This is a genomic window from Mesorhizobium sp. M1227 (assembly GCF_040318315.1).
In the GTDB taxonomy this organism is placed as follows: Bacteria; Pseudomonadota; Alphaproteobacteria; order Rhizobiales; family Rhizobiaceae; genus Mesorhizobium.
Window position 1 is genome coordinate 37,812 of the sequence record NZ_JAMYLZ010000015.1, and the last position, 19,350, is coordinate 57,161.

The window sequence follows — 19,350 nt, forward strand, 5'->3', positions numbered from 1 at the left end:
TAAGGCGGGGCCTATAGCTTGGGGCAATCCCAGAATTCTGAAAAAGTCGCATAATTCCGTCTTGCTACCGGGTGGGTTTTGTAGCGCTGATGACGAAGCCGGAACAGAAGATGCGCCAGTTCAGCAATGCGCAGAGATTCTCGAACAGAGCGACGGAAAGGTACGCGGGCAAGAAGAAGGCAAAATAGTCGCTGGCACGGTAGAACGACTTGGCGTCCACCTGCTCGAATCCCTGACTGCGAAACAGTTTAGTCATATCCGAAGGGGAGCAATGGTCGAAAAACGCCGGATAGCCGGTAACTCCGACTGCCGCTGGCCTGAGGTATGGGATCAGCCATCTCTGCATAACGGGTCCGACGATCCGCAATGCCACTGAATAGGGATGCCACTTCGACGGGACATAGTGGTGCATTACGCCGCCCGGCCGGAGCGCCAAAAACATCGAGCGCGCCGCCGCCCTGTTGTCGGGCACGTGCTCCATCAAGGTGATCGAAATGAGCATGTCCGCTTCGACATCAACGGGCTGCTCGATCGACTGGACGACAAATTGGTCGTAGATGCGATAGCAGTCCGGTTTTTCCTCGATGTCGAGACCGATATAGGTGAAACTGGTACTTCGCTCCAGAAGCGGCCTGTCGATACCGCCGACCTCGAGGATGGCCGACGGCTTTAGGCGCGCAACATCCTCGGCAATGCGCCGCTCAAGCTCCGCCTTGTAAGACGGCGCGCCGAAAACTCTGGGAAAGCGGCGTTCGAGCCATGCTGCGGCGTCCCTGTTCCAACCAATAAACGACCTGAGAATCACCGCACCCCTTGTCTGCAAACCGGCAAAGACCGGACATCGAAAATCATAGTGCTGTTACGGCTTGCACTGGCTACGTTAGTTCGCCCTGCTTTTCTCGCCGCATGAACTGGTCCTTCACGTGATTCACGAAGGCGTCAGGAAGGGACGCATTATCGCGGAAACTCGTTTCGCGGGTTGGATCGTCATTTACCACGACAATCGCTTGGTTTGGGTAAGTGATCCGCGGAACCTGCCCAAAAAAAGCAGCCCACAGGTTGAAGTTCGAGCCGGCACCGATGATCGCACTTGCCTGAGCCATTTCCAGCATGTGCGTGACGGACTCCGCGTCATTCGCCCGGAGCACGTCCGGGAGACGAAGGAGTGGCACAAGCTCGGTATCGTCCCCATCGGAAAAGACACGGGCTGGCATGTTCGTGCCCAAGGCCTCACGAAGAGCAACAAGGCTGTCGCAGTACCAGTCGATCGGAAGCCGTTGATTATGGGTCTTGGCCTCCACTCGATTCACGTCGAAACGGGAGAAGTCGCCAAGGCGGACATGGACAGCCACGAAGGGCGCGGCCGGCGCTTCCGGCAGGTACTTTTTGCGGGTAATCCTGCGAAAGGCGTCGTAGAGCACGCGCCCATGGCCGCGGACTTCATGGAAATGTTTTTCGAAGTTTGACGCCACGGTATTCTTGAAGACAACGACTGTGTTTCTGCCGTCAAATGCCGTTGACGCAGCTGTATCCGAGGGAATCTTGCGTGCCGCTGCGAGAAGCACGGTGCGCCACGGCTCGCCCACATAGCCGTGATTGGTAAAAAGCTTGAAATATTCGCGCCTGTCCCGCTCACGGCGCAAATAAGGACCTATGCGCGGGCGGAACCAGCGCGGTCCGAGCATCTGTGCATCGTTGTTTCGACACCATATCTCACAACGCGCCCAGGCGAGCATGCTGTGACCAAGACCGAAACGGCCGATATCTGGATAGCCATAAAGATGTGCCATGAGCGTCTGCCTTCTCAGCGCCAAAACTCAGTCGATGTCCGGCAGACAGCGCCGAACCGATGGTTGAATTGCTCAGCAAAGACGGGGCTCACCCTCATAGTGTCGTTTTTCCGTTTTCTGTTGCCTGCAAGCTCACCATTCTCGTCGCACGATCAGCCAACACAAGGTGAATGGCATAGGTTACAGCGGTGGCAAGCGCGTACCAGACCATGACAGTGGTTGGATTGTCGACCCCTACCCAGCCGAGTCCGCCGAAGACACACAAGGTGAAAAGAAACCGGCATATTTCCCAAGTGAATTGAAGCGACTGGCGGTCAATAACGACAAGCGTCATGGTCAACGCCGTGGCGACGAAGCGCACATACGCGATTGGAAATCCAATCACGCAGAGTTTGCCGGCCATGGTCCAATCCGCCCCGAAGACGAGCGGAACGAGGCTTGGCGAAAGTATCATCCCGAGCACTGTCGGCAACAGACCGATGGCAAGAAGCTGAAAGAGCGAACGTCGAAACGCCCTGTTCAAGCCCTGCTTGTCGGTACGATAGAGTGTTGACAACTCGCCAGTGAAGACCTGCGAAACGGCCACCGCGATGACGCCAACCGGCATCAAGATAAATCGCTCGAGGAGAGCGTACTGCCCCGCTACTTTCAGGTCGAACAGCGCAACAAAGGCGAATGGCGCGACCGCAGCGCTAAGAGATGACAAAAGTGTTCCCGGAAAAGTGAGGAGGCCAAATTTCTGGAAACGAATGGCCGTAAACCTCATCTCGGAAAAAGAGATTCGAGAAATCAGAGTTCGCCAGAGTTTGCCGCTCCCAAAGAGGACCGTGATCGCCCCGAAGGCTCTACCGAACACATCGGCAAGAACGAGACCAACTCCAATGAAAGGAAGAAAGGCAAATCCAAGCGCGCCAAATGAGAACCCCACCGATTGCAAGATCTTAGACCGTGCGCTTAGGCCATAGTTACGCTCGCGGATTGGCAAGAAGGTGAGCATTTGGTAGATCCCCGCTACTGCCATCGCGACGGGTAAGAAAAAGATAATGCCGTGCAGAGATGGCAGGGCACCCGGGATCAACAAATTGGCAGCGCCGGCAAGAAGAAGGGTCGTCATGCTGGTCAAGATGCAGAGCCGAAATGTCAACTTTAACAGATTTTCAAAAACCCTTCCCGGTCGCGCGCTCAAAATTGCAACCTCATATCGAAATGCGACAAACATAACCGCCACATTCAGTATTGAAATATAGATCTGGTATCGGCCGAACGCTTCAGCATCATAGAGCCGCGTCAGAGCAGGAAGAGCAGCAACGGCAATGGCCTGCGCAATCACTGACCCCGACAGCACGGTCAGGATGCTTCGAAACATGCCAAATCGCCAATTGTAAAAATCGAGACAATTTTCCCCTGACGCAAAACATGGCCGGCAAACGGCCGAACGGTCGCGGAGAGCAAATTTCCTAGGCCAGGCCGTTCCGTAACGAGGTTCAGGACATAAACTCCGATCGGCTTATTCTTGAGATTATCCATCGGTGGGGTTCTGCGCCTTGTGGATGTCGTTGGTTGTTCGCGCACGGCCACGGTGTATCGCGAAACTCGGTGATCGCAAGTCTCGATGCATATACATCTCGGGGCGCACCCGCTAGGCACCCCGCGCCCATGGTGCAATGAGCTACAACGCCTCGACCACTCGCCACCGAGATTGCAGCCATCTAAGCGAGACTATCGTTGCCAGAGTGCGGCTTCGAGAAAAATTGTCCGAGTTTGCGCATTGGCTTGGCAACAAGCGCGTAGTCAAGAGGACCCGATCCGAGCCAGCGGCGGCGTGCCCGCAGCGCTTCCAGATTGTGGCCGATATGCGAGGCAAGGCTTCGCGTGCTGGCCCCACCAACCATCATATCCACAAGCACGTGGCTAGTCGCAGCGATTCGGAACCCGTGGAGTTCAACGGCTCTCAACATCCAATCATAATCCGATGCCACTTTGAGGCTGAGGTCGAATGCACCGACCGCGTCCGCAACCTTTCGCTTGACGTAGAACGTTGGATGAGCCGGCATCCAGCCGGCGCGAAAACCTTTGGCGGGCCGGGTTGCGGCACGCCAACGGCGTACGACGCGCTTACTCAGATGGTCTTCGACAAAATCCAGGTCGCCATGCACGATGTCGGCCTGTTCGAGCCCTGCCGAGATCCGTCCCAGCGCCGTACGATCGTGGAAGCAATCGTCTGAATTCAGCACTCCAACCGCATCTCCGGTATAGAGGCGCAGCCCCTTGTTGAGCGCATCATACATCCCGCTGTCGGGCTCGCTGACCAGGCGGATCTGGTCCTGTGGGTACGATTGGACTATTCGCAGCGTATCGTCCGATGAATTGCCGTCGATGATCACCAGTTCTTTGTCGTAATGATTCTGGACCAGGAAGCTGTCGATCGTATGCCTGATCGTCGCCGCGGAGTTCCAACAGACGGTCAAGACCGAGATTTTCATATCAACCCGGTCCGACGCCACTTACTGTGCCGCAACGCGAATGCGATCCTCATCGAGGCGCCGATGTTCGGATTCCCGCCTTACCGTTTGGAGGTCGGACTGGACCATTTCCTGGACCATTGTCGCCAGCGACGTTGTTGCCTTCCACGCGAGAACGCGCTCCGCTTTCGAAGCGTCGCCGATCAGAAGCTCAACTTCGGTCGGTCTGAAATAGCGCGGATCCACCTCGACCAGAACAGCGCCCGATTTTGCGTCGATGCCTTTTTCTTCAATTCCGGAACCAACCCATTGGATTTCGGTGCCGACTTCGTTGAACGCAAGCTCGACAAAGCGGCGGACCGAGTTCTTGACCCCAGTTGCAAGGACATAATCGTCGGGCACCTCATGCTGAAGAATTCTCCACATGCCTTCGACATAGTCGCGGGCATGGCCCCAGTCGCGTTCAGCTGACAGATTGCCGAGATAGAGTTTGTCCTGAAGGCCGAGGCTTATCGCGGCGGCCGCGCGCGTGATCTTGCGGGTGACGAACGTCTCGCCGCGCATCGGACTCTCGTGATTGAACAGGATGCCGTTGGATGCGTGGATGTCGTAGGCTTCGCGGTAATTCACCGTGATCCAGTAGGCATAAATCTTTGCCGCCGCATAGGGTGACCGGGGATAGAAAGGCGTCGTCTCCCGTTGCGGGATCTCCTGCACCTTGCCGTAGAGCTCGGACGTCGATGCTTGATAGAAACGCGTCTTTTTTGTCAGGCCAAGCAGCCGGATCGCCTCGAGCAGGCGCAACGTGCCGATCGCGTCGGCATTCGCCGTGTATTCCGCGGTCTCGAAGCTCACCTGGACATGCGATTGTGCGGCGAGATTATAAATCTCGTCTGGCTGCACTTCCTGAACAATGCGGATGAGGTTGGTGGCGTCGGTCATATCGCCATAGTGCAGCGACAGCCTTACGTCCTTTTCGTGGGGATCCTGGTAGAGATTGTCGATGCGACCGGTGTTGAACGACGACGACCGCCGCTTGATACCATGGACATTGTAGCCCTTTGCCAAAAGAAGTTCCGCCAGATAGGCGCCATCCTGGCCGGTGATGCCGGTAATGAGTGCGGTTTTCCTAGTCATTGTGCTTCTCCGGGGTCGGTAAGACGATATTCTCAACGCTGATCAGCGTAGCTTTGGACATTACAAAATACCCACTTCAAAAACTGAAGATGTGAGGCTTGCGAGCGGCGGCTTGGTTACGTCGACTAGCGATCTTTGTCGCCCTGTCAACGTGCGCCAAAGCCCGTCAGCATGGTTCGGATGGTACGAAACACGATCAGCACGTCGAGCCAAGGGGAGAAATTCTTGATATAGTAGAAGTCGTAGTGAAGCTTTTCCAAGACATCGTCAACAGCCGCGACGTGGCCCTGGTTGACTTGCGCCCATCCGGTAATGCCAGGCCGCACGATGTGCCGGTATCGATAGAATGGCAACTCCGCCTCGTACCATTTCGAGAGCACGAGCGCTTCCGGCCGCGGGCCGATCCAGCTCATCTCGCCGCGCAGGATGTTGAAGGCCTGCGGCAACTCGTCGATCCTGGATTTTCTCAAGAACTGTCCCAAGCGGGTGATGCGTTCGTCGTCGGCCTTCGTGATGGCCGCTTCCTTCTCGTCGCGAATGATATCGCTGAGCTTCATGGTCCGAAACTTATAGACCTCGTAGGGATGCCCCCTGTAGCCCATTCGCTTTTGCTTGAATAGCGCCGGTCCAGGCGAATCGACCTTTACGGCAATCGCGACGAAGAACAGCAATGGCGAGAAAACCACAAGAACAAACAATGCAGAAGCCAAGTCTATCGCCTGCTTTATTTTCAGATAAGCCTGGTTTGGATTCAAGGAACCCAGGGTATTTTCAGAAAGATGCTCGATTTCTACCCTGCCGGTGAGCGATTCGCTGATTTGCTTGACATGGTAAACCGGCGTTCCCGAGAGAGCGCGGTCGGCAATATACCGCTCCCACTCATCCGAAAGGTCGGCTCGAAGATCGGCCACCACGCCGCTTGCGTACTCGATAACTGTGGCGGGCGAATGAATCCTATGCCAGCTCACACCCGGTATGCTCTCCAGCCTCTCGACGTCTCCGCCTGGGATTACCGCCAGCCGGTGTGCATCGAGCCGCCGGGTGGCCAAGCTCAAACCAAAATACCACAATGTCGATTGAATGAAGCTCGCTGCTGCCTGGAACCGGCTGTAATCGAACCTGAAGAAGAAGATCGTCGCGAACACCAGGCCGTAGGTCAGGGCGAAGGTTGGCAGGATATAGCCGGCCGCTGCAACGCCCGGGAAATTGCCGATGCGCTTATAAAAGAAATAACCTGTCGTGTGAGCGACAAGCGCCGCAAAGATCGTGACCTGCAGGTTCGGTGACCGGATCACCTCCTGATCGACCGACAGGCGGATCAGCGCCGGCAGCAGAATCGCGAATGTCAATCCGCCAAGCAGCTGAAAGCGCATCCGGAGCAGCAGATGCCGTTTATTGGGTAAATGGATGGTGGTGGTGTTCATAGTGAATCCCGCCAAGCAGGCTTCATGAAAACGGGTACATTCACCTGACCAGATGCCGCTCTCGGCCGACGCTCGAATAGGCTATGCCTTCCCTAACGACGTCCTCGCCGCGGTAGACGTTTCGCAGATCAACCATCACCGGCGTCGCCATGAGTGCACGGAGCCGCTTCAGATCCAACGACCGAAACGCATTCCACTCGGTGACGATGACGATCGCATGCGAGCCGTCGGCTACCGCGTATGCGCTATCCCCGAACGCAATGCCCTCGATCATCTTGCGCGCCTGCTCCATGCCGACCGGATCATAGGCCTTGACCGAAGCGCCCGCATCCTTGAGCGCCTGAATGATGGCCAATGACGGCGCATCGCGCATATCGTCGGTGTTCGGCTTGAACGTAAGGCCGAGGATACCGATGGTCTTGCCACGAACCGAGCCGCCGCAGGCCTCGACTACCTTGCGCGCCATCGCCCGTTTGCGCTGGTCGTTTATCGAGACCGTCGTTTCAATAAGCCGCACCGGGCTTGCCGCGTCCTGCGCGGTCTTGACCAGCGCCAGCGTGTCTTTCGGGAAACAGGAGCCGCCATAGCCCGGCCCCGCGTGAAGAAACTTTGCGCCGATACGATTGTCCATGCCGATGCCGCGCGCGACGTCCTGCACATCGGCCCCCAACTGCTCGCAGAGATCGGCAATTTCGTTGATGAAGGTGATCTTCATGGCCAGAAATGCGTTGCCGGCATATTTGGTAAGCTCAGCCGTACGCCGGCTCGTATAGAATATCGGCGCGACATTCAACGAGAGCGGACGGTAGATCTCGCCCATCACAGCTTTGGCCCGTTCTGCATCGGTCCCGACAATGATGCGGTCGGGCCGCTTGAAATCCTCGATGGCCGATCCTTCGCGAAGAAACTCCGGATTGGAGACCACCGCAAAATCGGCGGTGGGATTTTGCTCGCGAATGATTCGTTCCACCTCATCGCCGGTACCCACGGGGACGGTCGATTTCGTCACCACAACCGTAAATCCCTTGAGCGAGCGGCCGACTTCGGCGGCCGCGTCGTAGACGAAAGACAGATCGGCATGCCCGTCGCCACGCCGTGACGGCGTGCCGACGGCTATGAAGACGACATCCGATTGAGAAACGGCATCGGCCAGATTGTCGTCGAAACGCAAGCGGCCTTGCGCGGTGTTGGTGGTGACGAGGTCGTCAAGCCCCGGCTCGTAGATCGGTATCTTGCCAAGTTTGAGCATGGCAAGCTTTTCCGCATCCCGGTCGACGCAGCAGACCTGATGGCCAAAGTCGGCGAAGCAGGCGCCCGAGACGAGCCCCACATAGCCGGCACCAATCATTGTTATTCGCATACCGTGTACTCTCCATCAGCGCCGATGAAACGATCTCGCCAGACAGCGCCTTTTCCCCACCGAACGACGGCTACCGCACTCCCGGGTGAAAACCCGAGAGCGCATCCTATAACAATTTACATCACGACGCCGCCTTGCTGTTCGCGGCTACGCGATTGCTACGAGATCCCTGGCATCCAGATCTACAGGGATTTCGCCATTCATGATGGCCACTAGAACCCGGGCTCTTCCGGCTGGATCGAGCCGGTCAAGGCGACCGATCTGTTCCGCGAGAGGGCCCGAAAGGATTCGGACCGAGGCACCGGCTGCGAGGCCTCCACTGAAATCAAGCAGCCCGTCCTTACCGGTCAATGCAATGAAACGCTCTACCAGACCCGAGGGGACCGGCAAAGGCCGGTCGCCTTGCGTGACGAGGGAACGCACACCGAATGTTCCATTGACCGAACGCCAACGTTGCAGTCCGAGGTCAAGGGCGATGAACATATAGCCCGGGAAATAGGCCGCCGACCGGGTTTCGAGACGCCGGGCATGACGCACGGTTTTCTCGCAGCGAGGCACAAAGGGCTCGAATCCCTGGATCCGGAGATGCCGCTCTGCGACATGCTCCTTCCCGGGAAAGACGCTGGCCGCATACCAGCGCGTTGCCGGCGCGACGGTCGGCTCAGGCGACAGGGCTGTTGCCTTGCTCGTTGTTTTTTCCGCGCTACTCACGTGTCTTCCTTCGGCGGTCGGCGGCATGATCTCAGGTCAACGGTTACGACAGTGTGTGGATACCAGCAAGCAACCAAGCCACTAAAGTCAAGGCGGTTGGGTTAAGAATTTCCTACACATTGTCCAGAAATTTAGCTGTGCCTAAATAATCATCGAGCCGCTTTCTTTTTCAGCTGGCTGAGATGCTATGTCGAGCAATTTATTTCCATACGTAGGTGCTTGGTTACGCTGGTCGTGACGAATCGCCCGTCGGTTCTGGTACTTAGTCCGTCGACTTGAAGCTAATGTGACGGATGGCGTCGCGCACAAGCCTGCCGCCAGCGACAAAGATCCTACACGGCCACACCAACTACGGCGAAAAATCACTGTCGCGCAGAACAGGTAATCACCGCTCGACCGGCTTCACGAACGCTTCAGCAGCGACCAGACAGCCGGCACCAGGCTCGCGGCCAGCGCAACCTTGATCAGATCACCGACGATAAAGGGCACCACCCCGAACTGCCAGGATTTTTCCGGGCCGATCAACAGCGCCAGCCAGGCAAAGCCCATTGCCATCATGACGATCTCCGCCACCAGCATCGCATTGAAGAGCTTGATAGGATGGCGATCCCAGCCACGGTCAGCAGCCCAGCCGACGATCGCCGCCATGACGACGAAGCCGGCTAGATAACCGCCGGTCGAACCGAGCATGTAAGCGATACCGATGCCCTTTTCGGGCGTGCTCTGGAAGACCGGAAGGCCCAGCGCGCCCTCAGCCATGTAGAGAAGCAGCGTGGCGACGCCAAGGCGCATGCCGAAGGCGGCAGCGATCAGCAAGACGGCGAGCGTCTGCATCGAGATGTCTACCGGTCCGAGCATGACCTTGGTCCTGGCCGACAAGATCAGCAGCAGCGTTCCGGCGATCGCCAGCAAAAGCTGTCCCGCCAGGCGGGCCGTGCCTTTTTCGGGCAAAGCGAGAGAAATGAGCGGACGCATCGTGGTTGCAATTGCCATGGTCTTCCCCGTTCCGGATTGCCGCCGAACGCGGCCTTGCGTTTTCCTATATTGGCTTCCGTGCTATGCGGCAATCGGTTTTGCCCTCCTCCCAAAAAAGGTCGCGACGTTCGCCATGGCGCTGAAATTCGATACCAGCTTCGATCCGGCCTATGGCCAGGGCGTAGCCGTTGCGCCTGGTATTCAACGCGTCACCGCCCCGAACCCAAGCCCATTCACCTTTCACGGAACCAACAGCTATATCGTCGGGCGCGAGACGCTGGCGGTGATCGATCCGGGTCCTGATGACGAGGCACATCTCCGAACACTGCTCGAAGCGATCGGGACCAGGCCGGTCAGCCATATCTTCGTCAGCCACACGCATCGCGACCATTCGCCGCTGGCGCCTCGGTTAAAGCAGCATACGGGTGCGGCGGTTCTGGCGGAAGGCCGGCATCGTCCGGCGCGGCCGTTGCGTACCGGCGAGGTCAGTCCGCTCGATGCCAGCGCCGACACCGACTTTGTTCCTGATATCGCGCTGCCGGACGATATGGTGATCGACGGTGACGGCTGGGCGATCCGGACGGTGCTGACGCCCGGCCATACCGCCAATCACGCGGCCTTCGCGCTGGAAGGAACCGGCATCCTTTTCTCGGCCGATCACGTCATGGCGTGGGCAACCACGATCGTCGCACCGCCGGATGGCGCGATGGCCGAGTACATGACATCGCTCGATCGGCTGATCGAACGTGACGACCGGCTGCTGCTGCCCGGTCATGGTGGGCCGGTGACCGAGGCGCGCAGCTTCATGCGCGGCTTGAAAACGCATCGCAAAATGCGCGAACGCGCAATTCTGGAGCGGATCAACAGCGGCGACCGGGCAATCAAGGACATGGTGGAGGCGATCTATCGAGACACCGACCCGCGCCTGCATGGCGCGGCCGGCCTGTCGGTGCTTGCCCATCTGGAAGACCTGGTGGCGCGCGGCCTGGTCCACACCGACGGTGCGCCGGCTATCGACGGCATCTATTCGCCGGCAAAGTAGTACACTTCGGGTATCACCCCGCCGGCGCCACGCCCACCTGGCCGGCGACTTCCTGGTCGAGCTCGGCAAGGAAATCGATGATGCGCGCTGCATTGTCGCCAAGGTCGTAGCGGCCGTAACGCGAGGCCGAGCGCATATCGACGATGACCGCGTCGCCGTCGTCGGTCACGCGGATGGCGACATCGGCGGGAAGACCAACCAGCAAGCTCTTGGCCAGCGCATCGACCGTTACGTCGCTTTGCCCTGCTGCGTCTGGAAACGGCGCCGTGAGCTGCCAGCCGCGGCGATCGAGCACCGTTTTGGCCGCCTCCAGAACGCGATCGAAAGGCAAGGTGTAGCTGCGTCCGGTAACAAGCGGATAAGCTTCGATTTGCAGGCGCTGCTCGCCGGGTGTCGGCGGCAAAAGCTCGTTCATATCCTTTGTCCGGGTGGAAATGTCGAGCACCGGTGGGTCGTCCAGGTCCGTCGAGATGTCGCGTAGCGGCGGATAGGTGGCCACCCAATAGGCCGCAACGCCGTAAGGGATGAGCACCAGAACCGCCAGCAAGGCGCCGACGGTCAGGTCGTGGCCGCCGCGATCGCCGAAATTCCATAGTCGCGCAAAGGCAAACCCGGCGAACAAAAGCGCAAATGCGGCCAGCAGGGCGACAATGCAAAGCACCCACAGGAATGCGGGCGTCTCGACGAGGTCATAGCGATGGCCGATGAGAGCGGTCAGCAGCAGGACTGCCGAAAACGCGCCGGTGCGCCGCGACCAGCTGGCAGCCCTCGACGTCTGTCGCTCGGGAATTCCCGTCATTGTTTTCCGCGCTGCCCCAACCCGAACACAGGCATAGTGCCTTTCAGCGCCGGCTTGAAGGCGCAAAGACGCCGCATCTCCGGTCAATCCGTCGGCAGGTGATAATCCCGGAATTGCTGGCGCAAGGTAATCTTCTGGATCTTGCCGGCAGCCGTGTGTGGGATTTCGCCGACAAAGGCGACGTCGTCCGGCATCCACCACTTCGCCACCTTGCCGTCCATGAAAGCGAGAATATCCGTCTTGGTCGGCTCCCTGCCCGGCTTGCGCACGATCACGAGCAAAGGCCGCTCGCCCCATTTGGAATGCGGAATGCCGATGGCGGCGGCCTCCGCCACGTCGGGATGGCCGACAGCGAGGTTCTCGAGCTCGATGGTCGAGATCCATTCGCCGCCCGACTTGATCACGTCCTTGGCGCGATCGGTGATCTGCATGTAGCCGCCGGGGTCGATATGCGCGATATCACCGGTATCGAACCAGCCGTCTTCATCAAACTGTTCGGGTCCGATGCCGCCATAATAGGCGCGCGCGACGGCCGGCCCGCGGACTTTGAGTCGGCCGAAGGTCTTGCCGTCCCATGGCAGCTCGTTATCGTCGTCATCCGTTATCTTCATTTCGATGCCGAACGGCGTAAAGCCCTGCTTCTGCTGGACGGCGAGGCGAGCCTCGCCCTTCAGCCCGACGTAATCCGGCTTCAAGGTGCACAGCGTGCCGAGCGGCGACATCTCGGTCATGCCCCAGGCGTGGACGACCTGGACATCGTAATTGTCCTGGAACTTCGTCGTGATCGCGCGTGGACAGGACGCGCCGCCGATGACGACTTTCTGCAGATAGGGCAGTTTCTTGCCAGTTTCTTCCAGATGCTGGAGGAGCATCATCCACACCGTCGGCACGGCGGCGCTGAAGGTCACCTTCTCGGTGTCGAGCAGCTCGTAGATCGAAGCGCCATCCATCTTGCAGCCGGGCATGACCAGCTTGGCGCCGATCATCGGCGCGCTCTGGGCAAGGCCCCAGGCGTTAGCGTGAAACATCGGCACGACCGGCAATACGGTATCGCGCGACGACAGGCCCATGGCGTCGGGCATCGCTTCGATCATGGCGTGCAGCACGTTCGAACGATGGCTGTAGAGGACGCCTTTCGGATCGCCCGTGGTGCCCGAGGTGTAGCACATACCGGCGGCGGTGTTTTCGTCGAAAGTCTTCCAGGCGAAGTTGCCGTCGGCTTCAGCAAGCCATTCTTCGTACGCAACCACATTGGGCAGCGCAGTCTCTGGCATATGCGCGTTGTCGGTCAGCACGATAACCTGCTTCAGCGACTTGACCGCGTCGGCGATCTTTTCGAGCAGCGGCAGGAAGGTCAGGTCGACGAAGATCGCCTTGTCCCCGGCATTGTTCATGATCCAGGTGATCTGCTCGGGAAAGAGCCGCGGGTTGAGCGTGTGATAGATGGCGCCGACACCCATGATGCCGTACCAGGCCTCGATATGGCGCGCGGTGTTCCAGGCCAGGGTCGCGATGCGGTCGCCGAGCCCGAAACCATCACGCTCGAGCCGCTCGGCGACCTTCAGGGCACGATCATGGATTTCGGCATATGTGCTGCGCACGATCGGCCCCTCGATCGAACGCGACACGATTTCGCGGCTGCCGTGCTGCCTCTCGGCATTGTCGATCAGCTTATGGCAAAGCAGCGGCCATTCCTGCATCAGCCCGAGCATCTTGTTCCTCCCGTTATTTTTTCGCCATTGTGGGACGAACCGGCGGATTGTCCAGCCAGGATCGGGCTGGAGCGGGGCATGGAGCCAATTGAGGCCGAATTCGCCACAATCCGGCCATGCTCGGCGTTAACGTTGATTAACGGCGGGGCGCGATTGGCGAATGAAAGAGGTTCGCATGGACGCGCAGCTCGACGACAAAGCCTTGGAAAATACGCTTGCCGAAAGCCTGGCCGATCTGGTGGCCGCCGATGTGGCGCAGGCCGATCTGGTGCCTGACGCCAAAACCGTTTCCGAAGATGAATTCGTCGAGGTCGTCGGCGGCGCCCTCGAAGCTGTCGGCGGCACGCTCTTGTTCAAGATGTGCGTCGAGAACGAGGGCGAAGCCCAGCACGTCGCCGCCGCATCGGTCGGCGATGGCGGCAATCGCCAGTTCCTGCTGCTCACCTTGCCAACCAACGGTGGTGCTTTGAAGGTCGAGACCACCTCGAAAAGCACCAATCCGGTGGCCGGGATTGCCGCCGCCTATGCCGGGCTGATGGACGCTTTCCAGGCCGCCGCCTGATTTTAGGCGCGATACCGGAGGAAAGCGCAAGACTGCCAGCCGGGGGCGATGCCCGCCGGTCGCTTGCAGGTCTTGCGCAACGCGCTTGCCAGACACATCTTGGGGTAGAGGCAAGGAGATCCGATATGGACCAGATCGCAAATCCGTCACCCGGCTTTCAGCGCAATCCGGACAAGGTGATCACCGTCGAGCCTTACAAGGGCACCGTGACGGTGCGCGCCGGCGATACCGTTATCGCCTCGTCCAGCAAGGTCAAGGTGCTGACCGAACCTCCCTATCCGCCCGTTTTCTACATTCCGTTCGGCGACATCGACTTCAAACAGCTTGGCAAGACCGAACACTCGACCCATTGCCCCTATAAGGGCGATGCCAGCTATTGGAGCGTGCTGCCCGCCGGCGATGCAGGCAAGGATGCGATGTGGGCCTATGAGCGGCCGTTCGACGAGATGGCCGATATCCGCGACCACGGCGCGTTCTATCCGAACAAGGTGACCATCGAGGCCACGCCCGACTGATCAGTCGGTGGTGCCTTCATCGCCGATGCCGTCGGCGTCGTCGAGACGCACGAAGGTGAGGCCCTTGGCCTTCAGCGCCAGAAGTCCCTGCACCACGCCTTCGCCAGCCGCATGGGTCGGCTGGTTGATGTGAGCGATGATGACGTCGCCGTCCTTTGCCGCGGCAATGCGCCGGGCGGTCTCTTTTGCGCCGAGCAATGAGCCGCCATCGCCGTTGATTGAGAATCCGGCGATCTTGAAACCAAGTTTGCGTATCATCGCGATTGCCGACGGGCTGTATTCCGCGGTTGCGCCGCGAAACCATTTCGGCGCCGGTTCGCCGGTCACGGCAAGAGCGGCAGCACCCGATTCGACTTCGGCCAGCACGGCCTGCGGGCTGCCGGCACTGCGAATGCCGTAGATCTTTTGCGGCGTGTCGACGGCCGGGACGTGGCGGCCGCCATGGTTTTCCAATTCAAACAGTTCGGGATGCGCCCTCATGATCTCGACGGCGGCGGCGTTGTGCTTCAGCCAGATGCCGGTGACGAAAATGGTGGCAGGAATCTTGTTTTCCACCAGCGCCGAGAGAATCCGTGTGTCGGTCCTTCCGCCGCACGCATCGAGCGTCAGCGCGACGCGGCCGCCGCCCGCCTCGGCCTTGATGTGCAGCGTCGGTGCGACGAGCAACTGGGCGTTGCCAGGAGAGACAGCCCACAGCGATATCGCAACGGCGCAAAAATACTTTTGGAACAGGCGCATCGATTTATTTCCAGGTCGGCCGGATCAAAGTTGAAGCGGCGACCCCAAGACCGGCATCAAGGCGGAAATCGGGACGGTGCCCCAACAAAACCGTCGGCAGCGGCAATTTGACCGCCGGCCTGACCTTTGGCAAGCGCGAGGTCACAACGCGTGCTCCACGTCCTTAACCTTATGTGAAAGGATCGCGAGCACCGCGTCGACCACCGCTTTGACCTCAAGTCGCCAGACGCAGCAAGCCTTGCTCGGATCGGGTCGGCGGCACAGGTCCCTGGCTATGCACTCGCAAGGCATGGAGGGCCGCGGCGTAACACTGGCCACGCCGACAGGCCCCCAGACCGCCGGGTCGGTCAGGCCGAAGAGGCCAACAACCGGCGTTCCCGCGGCGGCGGCGGCCATGTGCATCGGCCCACTCTCGTTGCCGAGAAACAGGCGTGCCTGGCCGAGGACCGCCAGCAGCGTTGCCAGTGACAGCGCCCCGACCACGTTGACGACCGGCGAAGCGGCCTTGGCGACGATGCGCTCGGCCGATGCCCGTTCATCGGGGCCGCCGACAAGCAGGAAGTCCAACCCGGTCTGCCGCGAGATCTCGTCGATGGCCATCGCAAAACGTTCCGGCTGCCATTGCCGCCCCCGGAAGCTCGCTCCTGCATGAACGGCTATGAAGGCGTTACGCCGGAGATGATGCCGGTCGAGAAGCGCCAATGCCCTGGCGGTCTCCAGCGGCAGCGGCTCAATCATTGGGACCGGCGCACGCAACTCCACGCCAAGCGCCTCAAGCGGCGAAAGATAGCGGTAGAGATAATGCTGGCCACCAAAGCCAAACGGCTTGGCCAGGACGTTGGCGGGCTGGCGTTCCAGCCAGCGCAACGGTTTTTCGGGAGGATCATATCCGACGCGGGTCTTGGCGTTGACGAGCCTGACGATGATGCGTGAGGTTTTGGAATCGGCCAGGTCGATAGTCAGGTCAAACCGGAACCGGCGCAGAGCGCGCACCGTCGCGTAAAGCTCGCGACCACGCTGCACAGGGGTGCCACGCATCCGTACGCGTCGGAACGCCACCACGTCCGAGGCGATGCCATGAGCCAACACGAAACTGGCAAAGTTCGCCTCGTAAAGGAACACGATCCTGGCCTTTGGATATTGGAGGCGCAGGTTTCTGGCAAGCGCGGAGGCGAGGACAAGATCGCCGATGAATTTCGTCTGGAGGATGAGAATCGAGCGGACGTGCGTGGGCGGGTTCTGCAACATCTGTTTCTGGCACCGGGGCGGGTTCGGGGGCCGGAAACTGGGCAGAAACGATGTCGGGATTTGGAGCCGACAGACGCACGTTCGCGTGAATTCGGTTACAAATCGGTAAGGTCAGATGCCGGTGGACTCCAACTCCTATCTGCGGCCGTTCTTTGCAGCCTGCACCGCCGCTTGCGCGGCGGCCAGCCTGGCGATCGGCACCCGGTATGGCGAGCACGAGACGTAGTCGAGGCCGACCTTTTCGCAGAAATGGATCGAGGCCGGGTCGCCGCCATGCTCGCCGCAAATACCGAGCTTGATGTCGGGCCGCGTCGCCCTGCCCTTTTCGGCCGCCATCCGCACCAACTCACCGACACCCTCTGTGTCGAGCGACACGAACGGATCCTGCTCGATGATGCCTTTTTGCCGGTAGGTCTCGAGGAACGAGGCCGCGTCGTCGCGCGAGATACCGAACGTGGTCTGGGTCAGATCGTTGGTGCCGAAGGAGAAGAATTCGGCTGCCTCGGCGATGATTTGGGCGCGGATCGCGGCACGCGGCAGTTCGATCATCGTGCCGGTCAGATAGTCGATCCTGACACCGGTCTCCTCCATCACGCTTTTGGCGACCGCATCGATATGTGCCTTGACGAAGTCGAGCTCCTTCGCCAGCCCGACCAGCGGCACCATGATTTCGGGGACCACCAGCGCGCCGGCCTTCCTGCCGGCCTCGATGGCCGCCTCGAAAATGGCGCGCGCCTGCATCTCGGCGATCTCGGGATAAGAGACGGCAAGCCGGCAGCCGCGATGGCCGAGCATCGGATTGAACTCGTGCAGCGCCTCGGTGCGCCGCCGGAGCTTGTCCGGCGACACATTCATGGCGGCGGCGACCTCGGCCACCTCCTCCTCGGTCTTGGGCAGGAATTCGTGCAGCGGCGGATCAAGCAGGCGGATCGTCACCGGCAGCCCGGCCATGATCTCGAACAGTTCGAGGAAATCCGAGCGCTGCATCGGCAACAGCTTGGCCAGCGCCGTTCGACGGTCCTTTTCCGTATCGGCCAGGATCATCTCGCGCATGGCAATGATGCGATCGCCGTCGAAGAACATGTGTTCGGTGCGGCAAAGCCCGATGCCTTCGGCGCCGAAGGAGCGCGCCATGCGCGCATCCAGCGGCGTCTCGGCATTGGTGCGCACCTTCATGCGGCGCGCGCCGTCGGCCCATTCCATGATGGCGGCGAAATCGCCCGAGAGTTCGGGCTGCAGCATCGGCACGGCGCCCTTCAGCACCTGGCCGTTGGAGCCGTCGATAGTGATGATGTCGCCCTTGCGGAAGGTCGCTCCCATCGCCATCAGCGTGGCGGCTTTGTAGTCGACGCGCAGCGAGCCGGCTCCTGAGACGCAAGGCTTGCCCATGCCGCGCGCCACCACAGCGGCGTGGCTGGTCATGCCGCCGCGCGTCGTCAGGATGCCTTCGGCCGCATGCATGCCGTGGATGTCTTCGGGGCTGGTCTCGATGCGGACCAGGATCGCCTTGCGGCCTTGCGCCTTCGCCTCCTCGGCGTCATTGGAGGAAAAGACGATCTCGCCGGTGGCAGCACCCGGCGAAGCCGGCAGGCCGACGCCGATGATGTCGCGTGCCGCCTTCGGATCGATCGTGGGATGCAGCAACTGGTCGAGCGAGGCCGGATCGATGCGCGCAACGGCCTCCTCCTTCGAAATCAATCCGTCCCTGGCCATGTCGACAGCAATCTTCAGCGCTGCCTTGGCGGTGCGCTTGCCTGACCTGGTCTGCAGCATCCATAATTTGCCGCGCTCAATGGTGAATTCGAGATCCTGCATGTCGCGGTAATGCTTTTCCAGGCGGTCGGAGATGCTGACGAAAGCCTGGAAGGCGTCAGGCATCAGCTTTTGCAGCGACGGCTTGTCGGAACCGGCGGCAATGCGCGCTGCCTCGGTGATGTTCTGCGGCGTACGGATGCCGGCAACGACATCCTCGCCCTGGGCGTTGACCAGGAACTCGCCGTAGAGCTGCTTTTCGCCGGTCGATGGATTGCGGGTGAAGGCGACGCCGGTGGCCGAGGTGTCGCCCATATTGCCGAAGACCATGGCCTGGACGTTGACCGCCGTGCCCCAGCTTTCGGGAATGTCGTGCAGGCGCCGGTAGGTGATGGCGCGGTTGTTCATCCAGCTGGAAAACACCGCGCCGATGGCGCCCCACAGCTGCTCGCTCGGATCCTGAGGAAACGGCTTGCCGAGCTCCTCCTCGACCTTGGCCTTGTAAAGCGCGATCACGCCTTGCCATTCTATGGCTGTCAGCTCGGTGTCGAGCTCATGGCCGAGGCCGCCCTTCTGGTCCTCGAGGATTTCCTCGAAGACCTCATGGTCGAGGCCCATGACGACATCGGAATACATCTGGATGAAACGGCGGTAGCTGTCATAGGCGAACCGCGCATCGCCTGAATCGGCGGCAAGTGCCTCGACCGTCTCATCGTTGAGGCCGAGATTGAGCACGGTGTCCATCATGCCGGGCATGGAAGCGCGGGCACCGGAGCGCACCGACACCAAAAGCAGTTTCGACGGATCGCCGAAACGGCGCCCGGTCAGCCGGCCGATATGGTCGAGGGCGACCGCCACATCCGCTTCCAGCGAAGTCGGGTAGGTGTGGCCGTTGGCGTAATAGGCGTTGCAGACCTCGGTGGTGATGGTGAAGCCTGGCGGCACCGGCAGGCCCAGGCTGCACATTTCGGCAAGATTGGCGCCCTTGCCGCCGAGCAGATTGCGGTCGCCGGCACGGCCTTCCGCCGCTCCATCGCCAAAGGTGTAGACCCATTTGGTCATGCTTGCTCCCCGGTTGCAGGAGATTGGAAATACTGACAAATCGAGCGATATGATGCTGCAG

The 19,350-nt window shown here is 60.1% G+C and carries 16 protein-coding genes and 1 pseudogene; 3 read left to right on the forward strand and 14 right to left on the reverse strand.

Features of this window, described 5'->3' with window-relative positions; all coding sequences use genetic code 11:
• Window positions 1–64: 64 nt before the first annotated feature.
• The 9 genes and pseudogenes from NKH28_RS18590 to NKH28_RS18630 form a co-directional block, all read right to left on the reverse strand.
• On the reverse strand, window positions 65–805 hold the full coding sequence (locus NKH28_RS18590) for a methyltransferase domain-containing protein (RefSeq protein WP_352979959.1): 741 nt from the start codon (window positions 803–805) through the stop codon (window positions 65–67).
• Window positions 806–875: 70 nt separating this feature from the next.
• A complete protein-coding gene (locus tag NKH28_RS18595; protein ID WP_352979960.1) occupies window positions 876–1,790 on the reverse strand; it encodes a hypothetical protein in 915 nt (304 codons plus the stop codon).
• A gap of 94 nt (window positions 1,791–1,884) precedes the next feature.
• Window positions 1,885–3,156 (reverse strand): lipopolysaccharide biosynthesis protein, encoded by a 1,272-nt coding sequence (locus NKH28_RS18600; protein ID WP_352979962.1) that lies wholly within the window; start codon window positions 3,154–3,156, stop codon window positions 1,885–1,887.
• A gap of 343 nt (window positions 3,157–3,499) precedes the next feature.
• A complete protein-coding gene (locus NKH28_RS18605; protein WP_352979964.1) occupies window positions 3,500–4,273 on the reverse strand; it encodes a glycosyltransferase family 2 protein in 774 nt (257 codons plus the stop codon).
• Window positions 4,270–5,389 (reverse strand): annotated as a pseudogene (gmd, locus tag NKH28_RS18610) (GDP-mannose 4,6-dehydratase). The gene NKH28_RS18605 and the pseudogene gmd overlap by 4 nt, the downstream one beginning before the upstream one ends.
• Window positions 5,390–5,535: 146 nt before the next feature.
• The gene (locus tag NKH28_RS18615) at window positions 5,536–6,813 is read right to left on the reverse strand and encodes a sugar transferase (protein ID WP_352979966.1); all 1,278 of its coding nucleotides are present in this window, start codon (window positions 6,811–6,813) and stop codon (window positions 5,536–5,538) included.
• A gap of 40 nt (window positions 6,814–6,853) precedes the next feature.
• Window positions 6,854–8,173 carry a UDP-glucose dehydrogenase family protein gene (locus tag NKH28_RS18620; RefSeq protein WP_352979968.1) on the reverse strand — a complete coding sequence of 440 codons (1,320 nt, stop codon included), beginning with the start codon at window positions 8,171–8,173 and terminating at the stop codon, window positions 6,854–6,856.
• A 147-nt stretch (window positions 8,174–8,320) separates the two neighbouring features.
• Complete coding sequence (gene nusG / locus NKH28_RS18625; protein ID WP_352979970.1) at window positions 8,321–8,911, reverse strand: transcription termination/antitermination protein NusG; 591 nt, start codon at window positions 8,909–8,911, stop codon at window positions 8,321–8,323.
• A gap of 375 nt (window positions 8,912–9,286) precedes the next feature.
• On the reverse strand, window positions 9,287–9,877 hold the full coding sequence (locus NKH28_RS18630) for a biotin transporter BioY (RefSeq protein ID WP_352979972.1): 591 nt from the start codon (window positions 9,875–9,877) through the stop codon (window positions 9,287–9,289).
• 115 nt (window positions 9,878–9,992) lie between these two features.
• Here NKH28_RS18630 and NKH28_RS18635 point away from each other — a divergent pair, with 115 nt between their 5' ends.
• The gene (locus NKH28_RS18635) at window positions 9,993–10,901 is read left to right on the forward strand and encodes an MBL fold metallo-hydrolase (RefSeq protein WP_352979974.1); all 909 of its coding nucleotides are present in this window, start codon (window positions 9,993–9,995) and stop codon (window positions 10,899–10,901) included.
• A gap of 13 nt (window positions 10,902–10,914) precedes the next feature.
• Here NKH28_RS18635 and NKH28_RS18640 read toward each other — a convergent pair whose 3' ends face one another.
• Entirely contained in the window at window positions 10,915–11,700 is a 786-nt protein-coding gene (locus NKH28_RS18640; protein ID WP_352979976.1) for a DUF1499 domain-containing protein, read from the reverse strand.
• A gap of 83 nt (window positions 11,701–11,783) precedes the next feature.
• A complete protein-coding gene (locus NKH28_RS18645) occupies window positions 11,784–13,412 on the reverse strand; it encodes a fatty-acid--CoA ligase (protein ID WP_352818501.1) in 1,629 nt (542 codons plus the stop codon).
• Between the two features lie 175 nt (window positions 13,413–13,587).
• Between NKH28_RS18645 and NKH28_RS18650 the strand changes: the two genes are divergently transcribed.
• Window positions 13,588–13,974, forward strand: a complete 387-nt coding sequence (locus NKH28_RS18650; protein ID WP_352503741.1) for a hypothetical protein — start codon at window positions 13,588–13,590, stop codon at window positions 13,972–13,974.
• 125 nt (window positions 13,975–14,099) lie between these two features.
• A complete protein-coding gene (locus NKH28_RS18655) occupies window positions 14,100–14,489 on the forward strand; it encodes a DUF427 domain-containing protein (RefSeq protein WP_352818499.1) in 390 nt (129 codons plus the stop codon).
• Here the strand turns inward: NKH28_RS18655 and NKH28_RS18660 are convergent, their stop codons facing one another.
• The 3 genes from NKH28_RS18660 to ppdK form a co-directional block, all read right to left on the reverse strand.
• Entirely contained in the window at window positions 14,490–15,227 is a 738-nt protein-coding gene (locus NKH28_RS18660) for a polysaccharide deacetylase family protein (protein ID WP_352503739.1), read from the reverse strand. It abuts the gene before it with no gap.
• A gap of 141 nt (window positions 15,228–15,368) precedes the next feature.
• Complete coding sequence (locus NKH28_RS18665) at window positions 15,369–16,349, reverse strand: glycosyltransferase family 9 protein (RefSeq protein ID WP_352979978.1); 981 nt, start codon at window positions 16,347–16,349, stop codon at window positions 15,369–15,371.
• A gap of 261 nt (window positions 16,350–16,610) precedes the next feature.
• On the reverse strand, window positions 16,611–19,289 hold the full coding sequence (gene ppdK, locus NKH28_RS18670; RefSeq protein WP_352979980.1) for a pyruvate, phosphate dikinase: 2,679 nt from the start codon (window positions 19,287–19,289) through the stop codon (window positions 16,611–16,613).
• Window positions 19,290–19,350 lie beyond the last annotated feature (61 nt).